The following is a 15,486-nucleotide window of genomic DNA, read 5'->3' as shown; positions in this document are numbered from 1 at the left end:
CACCCGAAAATACTCAAGAAAATCAAAGGTCTATGAATTGTTACCAGATTTAGGGTTTGATCTGACGTTAGGGAAACAAGGAACGTTCATGTGTGTATAAGTCAAGTCTTGACAGGTGATTTCTTTCCATTTTCACGCAGCGAGCAGCCTATACCGCAGTGAAAGCCCGCCGATATTGAATCGCTTCCGCAAGATGCCCGGCGGTCGGTGATTCAACGGCCGCCAGATCCGCGATCGTGCGCGCGACCTTGAGCACGCGGTAGTACGCGCGCGCCGACCAGCCAAAGCGTTCACTCGCTTCGCGCAGCAAGCTTTCCCCGGCTGCATCGAGGCGGCATACCGTGTCCGTTTCCCGTCCATCGAGCTCGCGATTCGTCTTGCCTTGGCGTTGAAGCTGACGCTCGCGAGCTGCGGCGACACGACGCGCAACAACCGCGCTCGTCTCACCGACCGCCGAGCTTCTCGCCGATAACTCCGCCGGCGATAACGCGGGCAGCTCGATCTGGATATCGATACGATCCAGCAGCGGTCCCGACAGCTTCCGCAGATAACGCGCTGCGATTTCTGGCGTGCAGCGGCATCGGCCATTCGGGTCGCCTCGCCAGCCGCACGGACACGGATTCATGGCTGCGACCAATTGACACGCTGCCGGGAAGTCCGCCTGATGCGCCGCGCGAGAAATGGTGATCCGGCCTGCTTCCAAAGGTTCGCGCAACGTTTCAAGCACCTTCCGGTCGAATTCGGGCAACTCGTCCAGAAACAAAACGCCTAGATGCGCCAGCGTGATTTCGCCTGGCTGCGGCGGATTTCGGCCGCCAACGAGCGCGACCGAACTCGATGAATGGTGCGGTGCCCGGAACGGCCGCTGACGCCACTGGGCCGGCGTAAAACCGAGCATGCTCGCCGAAAGTATTGCGGCTGAGGACAGGGCTTCGTCGTCGGTCATGGGCGGCAGCAGGCTGGGCAAGCGCGCTGCGAGCATCGATTTTCCGGCGCCCGGCGGTCCGACCATCAGAAGATGGTGTCCACCCGCGGCGGCGACTTCGAGCGCGCGTCGTGCGCCGGGATGGCCGATCACATCGGAGAGATCGGGCAACGACCTGCGCCGGTCTGCCGCTGAATCGAGCGCCGCAGTGCGAACAGGCGTGAGCCGGTCAATTTCCGAACCGCACAGATGTGCACATAAAGTGGGCAAATCCGAGGCGCCGAATACCTCGATACCCGGCACGAGCGCCGCTTCCGAGGCACTTGCCGCCGGAAGATACATTTCAGGCATACGCAAATCTGTGTCTCGAACGGATCCGTTTTTTGGCGTCACGGCGGCCGCATATTGCCGCGCGGCGCCGCACGCCATTGCAAACGCGCCGCGCATTGGACGAATGGAACCGGTCAGCGACAATTCGCCAGCGAATTCGCGATGCAGTAACGATTCGACAGGAATCTGCCCGCTCGCCGCGAGAATGCCCAGCGCGATAGGCAAATCGAAGCGGCCGCTTTCCTTGGGCAGATCGGCGGGAGCCAGATTGACGGTGATCCGGCGAACCGGAAAATCGAAGCCGCAATTTTGAAGCGCAGCGCGAACGCGCTCACGGCTTTCGCGAACTTCGAGATCGGGCAAACCGACGATTGAAAATGAAGGCAATCCATTGGCGAGATGAACCTCGACGGTCACCTCGGGCGCGCGCCCAGGCGCGGGCGCGCGGCTGCGCACCACGGCAAGCGACATGATTTTTTCCCCGCTGCCCGCGCCTCGTGATTGCAAAACGCAAACGCGGGCGCCGGTTTATTGATTCAACATCATGGCTCGCTTGGCCGATGACACGCTTTTAACTTTCAGACCTCAGTCCTGAGCACTCGATGACGTTGCGCCACCCAGCTTTGCTTCCAGTTGAGCGACGCGGCGTTCGAGTTCTTCGAGTCGGGTACGCGTACGCACGAGCACTTGCGTCTGGGTATCGAACTCTTCGCGCGTTACCAGATCCAGCTTCGAAAAACCCTGCGAAAGCATCGCTTTCATATTCTTTTCAATGTCTTTGGCCGGCGAATTCTTGAGCAACTCGCTCACCTTGGCCTGGAAGTCATTGAACACGTCGTTTGGTTGTTTCATACGGTCTTTCCTCTTGCGCACCATAAAAGTGCATTCATTGTTAGCTCAGTGCCCCGGCATTCGCGATGATCCAAATTGGTGCGTTTCGCCTCGCTGGTTGATAGCCGAAACGCTTGGATCGCACCGTGACGCGGCGTTTCGCCGCGCATGAAAAACCTGAACTTCTCCCCGGACCTTGCGTGCACTCTAGCAACGATCCACGGTGCACGCCAGCACATGGAAGCAGCGTTAGCCATCTGGTCTATGGATCGGGCCAGCATCCCGCGAAGCCCTGATGAGCATGCTTGGACGCTCGCATGGCATACGAGTTGCATATGTGGCCCGGGCCTTGTCCGTACGCGCTTTTCCGGGCGATGGGCAATGCGGCGTGGCGCGTCAGACGCCGCTCGCGATGGCACGAGGCAACACAGGATCAGGCATGGGACCAGAGCGAGGCGCTAACCCGCCAACTCTGCTCGACACACACGCGAGGGATACATGAAGCTCATTACCGCAATCATCAAGCCGTTCAAGCTCGACGAAGCACGCGAAGCGTTGTCGGCGATCGGCGTCTCGGGCATCACCGTGACCGAGGTAAAAGGCTTCGGCCGCCAGAAGGGCCACACGGAGCTGTATCGCGGCGCCGAGTACGTGGTCGACTTTCTGCCGAAAGTGAAGATTGAAGCAGCGGTGTCGGACGATATCGTCGACCAGGCAATCGAAGCGGTCGAGCGCGCGGCACGCACGGGCAAGATCGGCGACGGCAAGATTTTCGTCACCCCGATCGAACAAGTCATTCGCATTCGCACCGGTGAGACCGGCGCGGACGCTCTCTAAGAAAAAACGAAACGGCGATAAGAGGAAACAGAAGAATGCGTAAATTATTGATGTCCTTGTTGATGGCGGGGTCGCTGCTGGGAGTGAGCGCCGGCACCGTGATGGCGCAGGATGCATCGGCGCCGGCGGCTGCTTCGGCCGCAGCGCCGGACGCAGCGTCGCCGGTCAGCGCGAACACCGCGCTTGCATCTGACGTACAGGCCGCATCGGCGGCAGCGCCTGCTTCGGGCGCATCGGACGCAGCAGCAGCGCCGGCCGCACCGACAGAACCGTTCTCTGTGGATTCATCGAAGATCAGTTCCGGCGATACCGCCTGGATGCTGACCTCCACCGCCCTCGTGCTGTTCATGACGGTCCCGGGCCTCGCGCTGTTCTACGCCGGCATGGTGCGCAAGAAAAACGTGCTCGCAACGGTCATGCAGTCGTTCGCGATCTGCTGCCTGGTCACGATCATCTGGACGGTCGTCGGCTATTCGCTGGCGTTCACGCCGGGCAACTCGTTCATCGGCGGATTTTCGCGCGTGTTCCTGCACGGCATGAACTACATCAAGGGCGACAAGGCCACGACGCTGACCGTCAGCCACCTCGCGCCGACGATTCCCGAATCGGTCTACTTCGTCTATCAGATGACGTTCGCGATCATCACCCCTGCGCTGATTGCAGGTGCGTTCGCTGACCGCATGAAGTTCTCCGCGATGCTCGTGTTCATGGCCTTGTGGTCGATCATCGTCTACTCGCCGGTCGCGCACATGGTGTGGGAACCGACGGGCTGGCTGGCAACGGCCGGCATCCTGGACTTCGCAGGCGGCACGGTGGTTCACATCAACGCCGGTATTGCAGGTCTGGTGTGCTGTCTGGTACTTGGCAAGCGGGTTGGTTATGGCCGCGAAGTCATGGCGCCGCACAACCTGGTGCTCTCGCTGATCGGTGCTTCGATGCTGTGGGTCGGCTGGTTCGGCTTCAACGCGGGTTCGGCAGTGGCGGCTGACGGCCGTGCCGGTTTCGCGATGCTCACCACGCAAATTGCAACGGCGTTCGCTGCATTTGGCTGGATGTTCGCGGAATGGCTCGCAAAGGGTAAGCCTTCGGTGCTCGGCATCATCTCGGGCGCGGTGGCTGGCCTGGTGGCGATCACGCCGGCTTCGGGCTTCGTTGGTGTGACCGGCGCGATCGTGATCGGCATTCTGGCTGGCGTGGTCTGCTTCTGGTCGGCAACGTGGCTCAAGACGAAACTCGGCTACGACGATTCGCTCGATGCGTTCGGCGTGCACGGCGTGGGCGGTATTCTCGGCGCGTTGCTGACGGGTATCTTCGCGGTGAAGGACATTGGCGGCTTCGACGGCAGCATCCTGCTGCAAGCCAAGGGCGTTCTGACCACGCTGGTCTACAGCGGCGTGATGAGCTTTGTCTTGCTGAAGATCATCGACATGGTCATGGGTCTGCGTGTCACGGAAGAAGAGGAACGTGAAGGCCTCGACGTGACGCTGCATGGCGAACACGTCGAATAAGAGTGTTTTATGCGGTTGAGGCCGGGCGCGAGAGGCCGGGCTTCAATCCGAAGAAGTTGCAAGCCATGACACATGGCTCCGAGATAAGCGCAGCGATTTTGCCCGCCCGTCCTGAGGCGGGCATTTTTTTGTCCCGGTTTTGTGCACGACGCGCATTCCGAATCCGCTGAAATGTTCGCGAAAGGCGGCACGAACCATGCGAATAGGCTTGGGAAAAGGGAGTTCATCCCCAAATACGCGAAGTATTTGCTCTACAATCTTTCCTCTTAAGTCCGCGAGTCATCAATGGTTCCGCATCTCGTAACGGCGTTAAACGGCCCCCTGCTCGACCTCGAGCGGAAGATACTCGACGCGACGCCGTCCATTGAACGCTGGTTCCGGCTGGAGTGGCAAGAACACACGCCGCCGTTTTATTGCTCCGTGGACCTGCGCAATGCGGGTTTCAAGCTCGCCCCTGTCGATACAAACCTGTTCCCCGGCGGATTCAACAACCTGCCGGTCGAAGTGCTGCCGCTTGCCGTGCAGGCGGCCATGGCGTCAATCGAAAAGATCTGTCCGGACGCAAAGAACCTTCTGGTGATTCCAGAGCGCCATACGCGCAACGCGTTTTACCTCGAGAACGTTGCGCGGCTCGCCACCATCATGCGTCAGGCCGGGTTGAACATCCGCTTCGGCACGCTCGATGAAAACATTCACGGTCCTGTCACCATCGCGTTGGCCGATGGGCAGAAGATCGTGCTCGAGCCGCTCGAACGCACGCCGCGCCGACTCGGTCTGAAGAATTTCGATCCGTGTTCCATTCTGCTGAACAACGATTTGTCGGGCGGCATTCCGCCGGTGCTCGAGAATCTGCACGAGCAATATCTGCTGCCACCGCTGCATGCGGGCTGGGCGGTGCGCCGTAAATCGAATCACTTTTCCTGTTACGACGACGTTGCGAAGAAGTTTTCGAAGCTCGTCGAAATCGATCCGTGGATGATCAACCCGTATTTCGCGCACGTTGAAGGCGTGGATTACGAGGCGCGTACGGGCGAGCAGGAACTGGCGGATGCCATCGACGGCGTGCTGAAAAAGATCGCCAAGAAGTATCGCGAATATGGAATCAGCGAGAAGCCGTACGTGGTGATCAAGGCCGACGCCGGCACTTACGGCAAGGGCGTGATGACCGTGCACGACGCAAGCGAAGTCGCCGCGCTGACCAAGCGCGAGCGCGTCAAGATGAACGACGCCAAGGACGGCCTGGAAGTGCACGACGTAATCGTCCAGGAAGGCGTGCATACGTTCGAACGCGTGGAAAACGCGGTCGCCGAGCCGGTGGTTTATATGATCGACCGGTATGTGGTGGGCGGGTTTTATCGTGTGCATGATTCGCGGGATCGCGATCAGAACCTGAACGCGCCCGGCATGCACTTCGTGCCGCTCGGCTTCGAGCACACCGCGCTGCCCGACGCGCACGCGAAACCCGGCGCGGCGCCGCCGAACCGCTTTTACATGTATGGCGTGGTGGCGCGGCTTGGGTTGCTGGCGGCATCGGTCGAACTGGAAAAGACCGATCCGGAAGCCATTCAGGTTTAAGCTGTCGCAACAGGAACATAACGAGGAATACAACGGCCGCACGCAATTGCGGCCGTTTGCACGTCAGGCGCGAACGCACGCAACGTGTTAAAAATCGCGTATTGCAGACCGCTGCTGCTTTCTACCGAATAAACCAAGGCCGAACGGCCATTCTGGACGCTTATGGACATCCTTTTTATCGCTGATCCGCTCGATCATTTCAAGATCTACAAAGACACGACCTACGCGATGATGGCCGAAGCTGCGCGTCGCGGGCACACGCTGTACGCGTGCGAGCCGCAGCATCTGGCATGGGTTTCAGGCAAGGTCGAAGGGCTGGTTCAGCGCGTGTCCATTGTCGGCGACGTGGCGGATTCCGCGCGTTCGCCGTGGTACGCAGCCGAAACGCCGGAACTGCGCGATCTGAAGCAGTTCGATGCCGTTCTGATGCGCAAAGACCCGCCGTTCGACATGGAATATGTGACGTCCACATGGCTGCTCGAACTGGCCGAACGCACGGGCGCACGCATCTTCAACAAGCCGCAAGCAATCCGCGATCACTCTGAAAAACTCGCGATTGGCGAATGGCCGCAATTCGTCGTGCCGACGCTGGTGACGCGCGACGCCAACCGTCTCCGCGCATTCCACGCGGAACATGGCGATGTGATCCTGAAGCCGCTCGATGGCATGGGCGGCATGGGCGTGTTCCGTGTGAAAGCGGATGGCATGAACCTAGGTACGATAGTGGAAATGCTGAGCGACAACGGCGCGCGCAGCGTCATGGCGCAGAAGTTCATTCCGCAAATTGCCGATGGCGACAAGCGCATCTTGATTATCGGCGGCGAACCGGTGCCTTATTCGCTCGCGCGCATTCCGCAAGGCAACGAAGTGCGCGGCAACCTGGCCGCCGGCGGCCTGGGACGCGCGCAGCCGCTGACTGATAACGATCGCAAGATCGCGGAAACGCTTGGGCAAACGCTCTTCAATCGCGGTTTGCTGCTCGTCGGACTCGATGCTATCGGCGACTATCTGACCGAAGTGAACGTGACGAGTCCCACGTGCTTCCGGGAGATCATGGACCAGACCGGGTTCGATGTGGCGGGCATGTTTATCGATGCACTGGAGCGTGCTGCTGGAAATTAGAGGCGTCTTTCAGAGTTCTGACCGGGCGGTTGATTCCGTCCGGACTGCTACAATCTGCCACTCATGAGATTCGTTTCGTGGCGCGATCCGGCCCCGAAATTGAAAGTGAGAACTTGCTGCAACGTGTTTCATATTGCGCTGCGCAAGACGTGCGAATTCCGACTAAGCTTGCAATATGCGCTTTGTTCGTTGTTTTCGCATCCGGATCGATGTTTGCGAGCGTGTTTTTGAGCGCACGCATATAAAAGCAGGTTCCCACGATTTCCGACGTATCTCGTCGTTTTGGGGCAGCACACTCTGATATGGCTGGCATTCTGATCATTGCTCACGCACCGTTCGCTTCGGCGCTACGTGAGTGTATTTCCCACATTTACGGCGGTTTGCCCGCGCGCATCGGCGTGATCGATGTGATGCCGGACTGCGATCCAGTCGAGGTGCGTGCGTTCGCGCGTTCCGAAATCGATCGTCTGAAGGAAGAGAACGGCGCTGTCGTTCTCACCGACGTTTTCGGTGCAACGCCCGCGAATATTGCGCAGAGTCTGGCAAGCGATACCGTTCGCGTCCTGGCCGGCGTCAATCTGCCCATGCTCGTGCGCGCCGTGTGTTACCGGACGACACCGCTCGAGACGCTTGCCGAAAAGTCGCTGCAGGGTGGATCGAAGGGCATTCAGGAACTGGATGCATCGACGCCCGCAAATCCATGTGCAATGGCCAGCGCCGCCGCGGCGGCAAGCTGCGCCGTGAAAACGGCCGCGGTAGCCAGCGAACCCGAAAAAGTAGTCAGTCACTGAAAACGACGCACCTGCACGAGTCAGCCCTTTCATCTAGCGCCCGGAGCATCATGCTGCAACAAGAAACAACGATTGTGAATAAGCTGGGCCTGCACGCACGTGCATCAGCGAAGCTCACACAGCTGGCAGGAAGTTTTCAATGCGAGATCTGGATGAGCCGCAACGGCCGCCGGATCAACGCAAAAAGTATCATGGGCGTGATGATGCTGGCAGCGGGTATTGGCAGTACGGTGACCATCGAGACCGAAGGCGCAGACGAAGCCGAAGCCATGAAGGCCATTCTCGCCTTGATCGCCGACAAGTTTGGCGAAGGTCAATGATCCTGTCGTAGTGAATGTTTCGAAGAAAGCCGCGTTCCCACGCGGCTTTTTTTATGCGTTGCTGCAGTGCAAACGGTGAGGCATCGCGTTCGAATTTATAATGAGCGCGCAATTGCATTGCTGGGCTGTGATTGAAGTATCAGCAGCCAGGCATGCGGCCAACCGCGATCCACCATAACCAGAGAGGTGCGCGTGTCGTTCACGCTGCATGGAATTCCAGTCTCCCGCGGCATTGCCATTGGCCGTGCTTATCTGATCGCGGCCGCCGCACTCGACGTCGATCATTACCTGGTCGAGCCGGATCGTATCGACGGTGAAATCGAACGCTTTCACGCGGCTCAGGCGCAGGTCCACGCAGAGCTCGACGCGCTGCGTGAAGATCTCGCCGCCGACGCGCCCAGCGAAATGGGCGCCTTCATCAACGTCCATTCGATGATCCTGAACGACGCCATGCTCGTTCACGAAACCATCGATCTCGTGCGCACCCGCCGATACAACGTCGAGTGGGCGCTGACCGAGCAGCTCGAAATCCTGAGCCGTCATTTCGACGATATTGAAGACGAATATCTGCGCGAGCGCAAAGCCGATATCCAGCAGGTTGTCGAGCGCGTGTTGAAGGCGCTGGCCGGCGCGCCGTCCACGGCGACGCTCGTGGTCGATGGCGCCGCGACCAATGGGCACAACGACATGATCGTGGTCGCGCACGACATTGCGCCAGCCGACATGCTGCAGTTCAAGACGCAGGCCTTCAAGGGCTTTGTCACCGACCTGGGCGGCCGCACATCGCACACGGCGATTGTCGCGCGCAGCCTGGGCATTCCGGCGTCGGTGGGCGTGCAGCAAGCGAGCGCGTTGATCCGGCAGAACGATTTGATCATCGTGGATGGCGATCACGGCATTGTGATCGTCGATCCCGCGCCGATCGTGCTGGAGGAATATTCGTACCGGCAAAGCGAGAAGGTGCTCGAGCAACGCAAGCTCCAGCGCCTCAAGTTCTCGCCTACGCAAACGCTGGATGGCACCAAGATCGACTTGTGCGCGAACATCGAATTGCCCGACGACGCGAAGACCGCGCTCGATGCCGGCGCGATGGGCGTCGGCCTGTTCCGCAGCGAATTCCTGTTCATGAATCACAAGGACGAGTTGCCGGAAGAGGAAGAGCAGTTCGAGGCGTACAAGCGCGCTATCGAATTGATGAACGGCCGGCCGGTGACCATTCGGACAATCGATGTCGGCGCCGACAAACCACTTGAATCCATGAGCGGCGGCGACGGTTACGAGACCGCGCAAAACCCGGCGCTGGGCTTGCGCGCGATCCGCTGGAGCTTGTCCGAGCCGCAGATGTTCATGACGCAATTGCGGGCAATCTTGCGCGCATCGGCGTTTGGCCGGGCGAAGATCCTGATCCCGATGCTCGCGCACGCGCAGGAAATCGATCAGACGCTCGACCTGATTCACGAAGCAAAACGTCAGCTCGACGACGCTGGCATCGATTACGACCGCAACGTTCAGGTCGGCGCGATGATCGAGATTCCGGCGGCGGCGATTGCGGTGCGCCTGTTCTTGAAGCGGCTCGATTTTCTGTCGATCGGCACGAACGATTTGATCCAGTACACGCTGGCCATCGATCGCGCGGATAACGCCGTCGCGCATCTTTACGATCCGCTGCATCCCGCTGTGCTGCACTTGATTGCGTTCACATTGCGAGAGGCAAAGGCGGCGGGCGTTCCGGTTTCGGTATGTGGCGAAATGGCTGGCGACCCGAGCGTGACGCGCCTTTTGCTCGGCATGGGACTGACCGAGTTCTCGATGCATCCCAGCCAGTTGCTCGTCGTGAAACAGGAGATCCTGCGCGCCGATTTAAAGGCGTTGCACAAGCCCGTCGCGGACGTGCTCGCCGCGTACGAACCCGCGGAATTGCTCGCTGCCTTGGCAGTCCTTCAGAAGGCTTGAGCCGGCAGCGTCCGGTCGGCGATCAGGTTATCGACAACGCGCATCACGAACTCGGGCGTGATGATCGCGGTGCACTGAAATCGCTGCGCCGGATCTGCCCGGCGTGGACACCACGCGAAGTCCGATGCGTCGAACTCGACGGTGGTATCGTTGAAGCAGCTATTGCAGCCGTGGAAGTTGATTACGCGATACGGCGTGCGAAATTCCGCCGATGGATGCGAAAACCCGCTGATCATCACAACTGGCGTGCGGGCAGCCCACGCGAGCCACGACAAGCCGCTCCCCAATCCGATAAAAAATTCCGCATGATGCAAGAGGCTCAACCGTTCCTGCAGCGGCCGGTTGCCGGTGAAATCCTCGGCGTCTTCGGGCATCGCGTTCGTGTATTCCGAGTTGCCGTACGACTTTTCTTTGTCTATGCACAACACGCGATAACCGCGCGCTTTCAAATGCGCAATCAACGTTGACCAGCCGCGCGGGTTGTTCCAGTACTTGCATTGCGCCGTCGATTGCGTCGCGATGCAAACGTAGCGTTCCTTGATCGTGCGTGTTTTATTGGCGATGACCACGTTGGGGCGGCGTTCTTCGCAGGGCACGCCGAGCAGGTAGGCAATCATGTCCTGCATGTTGCTGACGCGAGGATCGGTGGGTTGATGATCTCGTTCCGAGAATGGTTTCAGCAAGCCGATGTAGTACGTTGCGTAGAACGTGTCGGCCTGGCTATTCAGTTGTTCCTCTGTCTCTATATGCAGATGCGGATAACCATCGCGGAAAAGCGGTTGCAGATGCGCTTGCAACGGCATGTGGAGTTCGCAATTGTGCTGCTCGCGAAATGTATCGATGACCGGCATCCACGCGATCGAGTCGCCGAGAGCAAGCGGCGCTGTGCGGATCGCAATCTTCTGGTTGGCGGCGTTGAACGCGTGGGAAAACACGAGGCGCTGACCGTCGAACACTTCGAGCAGGAAGCGCACGAAGTACTTGCGACGGCTTGTGACCACCGTGTTGGCTTCCACGGTTTCGTCGAGCAGGACGTTGAACGTATCGAGATCGGTCATGCGAACGCGCCAGCCATCCACCGGCACTTGCACGCGGCATCCATAGTTGAAATCGAAACGTACGCCTTCCGCTCCGTGCAACGCCAATGGGCCGGGATGTGCAAATTCGGTTTCCGTCCGGCCGCGCTGCGTGCTTCCGTTTGCTGTCTCGCTCACGTGTTGCTCCGATTGCTTTTAAAGTTCAGCGCCCACAATAGAGCCGCCGAATACGCAGAAAAATTGGAGAAGTCTTAAATTTGAGACACAGATTCGTCGCAGTCGATCGCGCTGGCAACGCGCGCCCGACTTTGGTCACGAATCAAACGATCCACGACTTGCATCACAAATTGCGGTGTGATCGATGCAGTGCATTGAAACCTTTTCGGGCTATCTTCCAGGCGGGGGCATCGTCCAAAATCGTCGGGTATGAATTCGATTCCCGTGTCGTTCAAACAGCTATTGCAGACGTGAAAGTTAATCACGCGATACGGAGTATGAAACTCGGTCAACGGGTGAGTGAATCCATTGATCATGACTACGGGCACATCGAGCGCCCACGCAAGCCACGACAAGCCACTACCCAAGCCAATAAAAAAATCTGCGTGAAACAACATGTCAACGCGATCTTGTAAAGAACGATCGCCGGTGAAATCTTCGGCGCCTTGCGGCATTGTGTTGGTGAATTCATCGTCACCGTATTGCCAATACCGGTCGATGCAAAGAACCCGATACCCAAGAGATTTCAGGTAGTCGATCAACACGGGCCAGCCGTCTGGGTTGTTCCAGTATTTACGCTGCCGGCTCGCCTGGGTCGCGATGCAAACATAACGTTCGGCAACTTGCCGCTCCGTATCTGCAACTCTGAGCGGCGGCTTGCGTTCACCCGGCGACACGCCAAGCTGATACGCGACGGTGTCCTGCATACTGCTGATGCGCGGGTCGGTCGGCTGGTGATCCCGCTCGAAAAATGGCGTTATCCAACCGAAATAGTAAGTGGCGTAATAGGTGACGTTTTGCTTGGCTAGCTGCGCTTCGGTTGCGAGCTGCAAATGCGGATAGACCTCCTGATAAAGAACCTGCAGATGTTCGCCCATGGGAACGTGCACCTCGCACCGGTGCTTATCACGGAACGCATCGATTGCGGGCAACCATGCAACAGTGTCGCCGAGCGCCCACGGCGGCATGCGGAGCCGGATTTGTTTTCCTGCCGGGTCGAACGTATGAGAAAACACTCGTCGCGCACCGTCGAACACTTCAACCAGGAAGCGTACGTAGTACTTGCGCATGCTTGCAATTACGGAGTTGGCGTCGACATGCTCGTTGAATAAAACGGTGAATGTATCGGTGTCGACCATCTTGACGCGCCAGCCGCTGACAGGGACTTGCACACGACAGCCATAGTTGAAATCGAAACGAATACCTTCTGGACCACTAAATACAGGCTCTGCCGGGCCTTCCTCCATTGCCGGCCTCCCTGCCTCACTGGGCTTCGTGCCTGCGCTCATTATTTCGCTCGTTGAAACGGTCGGTCAGATTAGACTCATTTATGATTCAACTGAACTAGAAAATTCTTAATCGAGAAAATCAGCCGTCATTCGACCCACACACCGGGCAATCCACCTGCCGCGCAACGCGCATCGTGTTCCACTCCATGCGCAGCGAATCGAGCATCATCAGACGTCCTTGCAATGTTGTCCCGAAGCCGCCGATCAGACGCAGCGCTTCCGCCGCCTGCATCGTGCCGATAATGCCGACCGTCGGCGAGAAAACGCCCATGGTCGAGCATGCGACTTCCTCGAATGCTTCGTCCGGCGGGAACACGCAGGCGTAACAAGGGGATTCTGCAGAGCGAAAATCGAAGGTGCTGATCTGGCCATCGAAGCGAAGAGCCGCGCCTGAAACCAACGGCACGCCGTGCGCGAAACACGCTGCGTTGATGGCGTGGCGAGTGGCGAAGTTATCGGTGCAATCGAGCACGACGGTCGCGTTGGGAACGTTGTCGTTCAGCCATGGCGCGTCGGCACGCACGGCAACCGTGTTCACCTTGACGTCGGGATTGAGCGCAGCAAGTGTCTTGCGCGCCGAGTCCACCTTGGGTTCGCCGACCGACGCGGTGACATGGACGATCTGTCGCTGGAGATTGGTGAGATCGACGTTATCGGCATCGACTAGCGTGATTTCGCCAATCCCGGCTGCGGCCAGATACATCGCCGCCGGAGCACCCAGGCCGCCCGCGCCAATGATCATCACACGCGCCTCGAGAAAGCGCTGTTGCGCCTCGATGCCGATTTCATCGACGAGAATATGGCGTGAGTAGCGGAGAAGCTGGTCGTCGTTCATCGAGTGCTCGAGTAGGCGTTGACCGCAGGAGGGTCAGGAAACGCCTATTTTAAGCGCGAGGCTGGAAAGCGATGACAGCGATGAAAGCGGAAACGAAAACGCCGCCCACATGGGGCGGCGTTTCAGCTACAGGGACAACAAACTTATTGCGTAGCCGATGCCGGCACCGGAGCCGAAGCAGGCGCAGCTGCGTCCGATCCTGGCGTAGCCGGCAAGGCAGGCTTCACGACGATCGGAGCCGATGCCGACGGTGTTGGTTTGTCCTGCGCGAGCTTGCGCTCCGAGTACGACTTCGATTCCTGAACCGGCTTGCCTTCCAGCTTGTTCAGGCCTTGGCTGAGCATGAAGTCGTCTGCGCTGCCAAATTCAACAGGCTTTCTCTCACGATCTTTCCGGCGCTGTTCAGGCGTCTTCTTGTCGTTCTGCTCTTCAAGGATACGCAGTTGTTCAAGCCGGTCGGCTTCGCGAGCTTCCTGTTCCTTCTTCTCGTTCGGATCCTGCGTGTTCGCCAAGTGGTTTGAATAATCCACTTCGCGCGTCACGAGTGCGTCGTCCGGATCACCTTCAGCGTATTGATCGACCGGAACGTCAGGACGGATGCCCTTGTTCTGAATCGACTTGCCACTCGGGGTGTAATAGTACGCAGTCGTCAGGCGCAAAGCGGTGTCGGCGGTCATTGGCCGGACGGTTTGGACAGAGCCCTTGCCAAACGTGGTCTTGCCCACGATCAACGCACGATGATGATCTTGTAGCGCACCCGCCACGATCTCCGATGCCGATGCCGAATAAGCGTTGGTCAGCACGACCATTGGCACCTTCTTGAACACTTCCGGCAGGTTCTTCAGCGGATCGGTGTCGAATGACGGCAGACGGTAGTTGTCGTACGTATCGCGGAAAGTTTGCTTCGCGTCCGCAATCTGGCCATTGGTCGAGACAACCACAGAATTGTCCGGCAAAAACGCACCGGCCACGCCGACAGCGCTCTGCAGCAGACCACCACCGTTATTGCGCAGATCGAGCACGAGACCCTTCAGGTCCGGTTGCTGACGGGCGAGATCCTGAAGCTTCGCAGCGAGATCAGGCACCGTGCGTTCCTGGAAGCTCGTGATACGGATATAACCGTAACCCGGCGCGGGAATCTTCATCTTCACGCTTTGCACGCGGATGAGCGCGCGCGTGACCGTGATCGGGAACGTCCGGTCGTCGGTCTTACGGAAGATGGTCAGCGTGACTTTGGTACCGGGTTCGCCGCGCATTTGCTTGACGGCGTTGTCCAGCGTCATGCCACGAACCGGCTTGTCATTGATACGGGTGATCAGGTCGCCCGGACGAATTCCCGCGCGGAACGCGGGCGTATCTTCAATGGGCGAGATCACCTTGATCAGCCCGTCTTCCGACGAGATCTCGATCCCAAGTCCCGCAAAGCGGCCCTTGGTCTGCTCCTGGAGTTCTTCGTAATCGGTTTTGTCGAGATACGACGAATGTGGGTCGAGGCTGGACACCATTCCCTTGATGGCAGCGGTGAGAAGCTTTTTGTCGTCGACCGGTTCGACGTATTCATGCTTGATTTGCCCGAAGACTTCGGCAAACAACCGTAGTTGATCTAGCGGGAGAGGCGCGGTGGCGGCTTGCTGGGCGGATGCAGAGAGTTGCAGCGTGGCAAATGCGCCGGTAGCAAGGCCCGCGGCGATCAGGCCGATGTTTTTCAGGTTCTTTCGCATAGAGTCTGTTGCGGTCGGAAGCGGATTAGGCTGCGTCGTGGTTGACTGGGCAGTATAACTGCAAGCCCTGGACCACGACTTAAACACAGCTTAAACGTCCTCGCCGGCATGGTGGGTAAGTTGTTCTCGGAAGCCGCGATTTTTAAAAACGGTAATCCTTCCGCAAATGTCAGGCCCGGTTTTACGAATTAGGGAA

The 15,486-nt window shown here is 58.7% G+C and carries 13 protein-coding genes; 7 read left to right on the top strand and 6 right to left on the bottom strand.

Features of this window, described 5'->3' with window-relative positions:
- Positions 1-148: 148 nt before the first annotated feature.
- Positions 149-1,726, bottom strand: a complete 1,578-nt coding sequence (locus ASG35_RS14100) for a YifB family Mg chelatase-like AAA ATPase (RefSeq protein WP_056358130.1) — start codon at positions 1,724-1,726, stop codon at positions 149-151.
- A gap of 114 nt (positions 1,727-1,840) precedes the next feature.
- Positions 1,841-2,107, bottom strand: coding sequence for an accessory factor UbiK family protein (locus ASG35_RS14095; RefSeq protein WP_056358127.1), 267 nt, complete (start codon positions 2,105-2,107; stop codon positions 1,841-1,843).
- 477 nt (positions 2,108-2,584) lie between these two features.
- Here ASG35_RS14095 and ASG35_RS14090 point away from each other — a divergent pair, with 477 nt between their 5' ends.
- The 7 genes from ASG35_RS14090 (at position 2,585) to ptsP (ending at position 10,192) form a co-directional block, all read left to right on the top strand.
- Entirely contained in the window at positions 2,585-2,923 is a 339-nt protein-coding gene (locus ASG35_RS14090; RefSeq protein WP_031364354.1) for a P-II family nitrogen regulator, read from the top strand.
- Positions 2,924-2,958: 35 nt separating this feature from the next.
- Positions 2,959-4,431 carry an ammonium transporter gene (locus tag ASG35_RS14085; RefSeq protein WP_056358123.1) on the top strand — a complete coding sequence of 491 codons (1,473 nt, stop codon included), beginning with the start codon at positions 2,959-2,961 and terminating at the stop codon, positions 4,429-4,431.
- Between the two features lie 285 nt (positions 4,432-4,716).
- Positions 4,717-6,006 (top strand): glutamate--cysteine ligase, encoded by a 1,290-nt coding sequence (gene gshA, locus ASG35_RS14080; protein WP_056358120.1) that lies wholly within the window; start codon positions 4,717-4,719, stop codon positions 6,004-6,006.
- Between the two features lie 162 nt (positions 6,007-6,168).
- Positions 6,169-7,128, top strand: coding sequence for a glutathione synthase (gshB, locus tag ASG35_RS14075; protein WP_056358117.1), 960 nt, complete (start codon positions 6,169-6,171; stop codon positions 7,126-7,128).
- 302 nt (positions 7,129-7,430) lie between these two features.
- The gene (locus ASG35_RS14065) at positions 7,431-7,919 is read left to right on the top strand and encodes a PTS sugar transporter subunit IIA (RefSeq protein ID WP_056358111.1); all 489 of its coding nucleotides are present in this window, start codon (positions 7,431-7,433) and stop codon (positions 7,917-7,919) included.
- Between the two features lie 50 nt (positions 7,920-7,969).
- Positions 7,970-8,239: an HPr family phosphocarrier protein gene (locus ASG35_RS14060; protein ID WP_056358108.1), complete on the top strand. Its 270-nt coding sequence runs from the start codon at positions 7,970-7,972 to the stop codon at positions 8,237-8,239.
- Between the two features lie 192 nt (positions 8,240-8,431).
- Positions 8,432-10,192 (top strand): phosphoenolpyruvate--protein phosphotransferase, encoded by a 1,761-nt coding sequence (ptsP, locus tag ASG35_RS14055; protein WP_200945732.1) that lies wholly within the window; start codon positions 8,432-8,434, stop codon positions 10,190-10,192.
- Here the strand turns inward: ptsP and ASG35_RS14050 are convergent.
- The 4 genes from ASG35_RS14050 to ASG35_RS14035 all read right to left on the bottom strand — a co-directional run bounded on the left by ASG35_RS14050 (position 10,180) and on the right by ASG35_RS14035 (position 15,290).
- Complete coding sequence (locus tag ASG35_RS14050; protein ID WP_056358101.1) at positions 10,180-11,406, bottom strand: autotransporter strand-loop-strand O-heptosyltransferase; 1,227 nt, start codon at positions 11,404-11,406, stop codon at positions 10,180-10,182. The two genes, ptsP and ASG35_RS14050, sit on opposite strands and share 13 nt — an antisense overlap.
- A gap of 74 nt (positions 11,407-11,480) precedes the next feature.
- Complete coding sequence (locus ASG35_RS14045) at positions 11,481-12,734, bottom strand: autotransporter strand-loop-strand O-heptosyltransferase (protein ID WP_082508381.1); 1,254 nt, start codon at positions 12,732-12,734, stop codon at positions 11,481-11,483.
- Between the two features lie 79 nt (positions 12,735-12,813).
- Positions 12,814-13,569, bottom strand: a complete 756-nt coding sequence (locus ASG35_RS14040; RefSeq protein ID WP_056358094.1) for a HesA/MoeB/ThiF family protein — start codon at positions 13,567-13,569, stop codon at positions 12,814-12,816.
- Positions 13,570-13,712: 143 nt separating this feature from the next.
- Positions 13,713-15,290, bottom strand: a complete 1,578-nt coding sequence (locus ASG35_RS14035) for a S41 family peptidase (RefSeq protein WP_056358091.1) — start codon at positions 15,288-15,290, stop codon at positions 13,713-13,715.
- Positions 15,291-15,486: the final 196 nt, after the last annotated feature.

This window comes from Burkholderia sp. Leaf177 (genome assembly GCF_001424345.1).
GTDB lineage: Bacteria > Pseudomonadota > Gammaproteobacteria > Burkholderiales > Burkholderiaceae > Caballeronia.
This window is presented reverse-complemented; position numbering and strand designations above follow the sequence as displayed.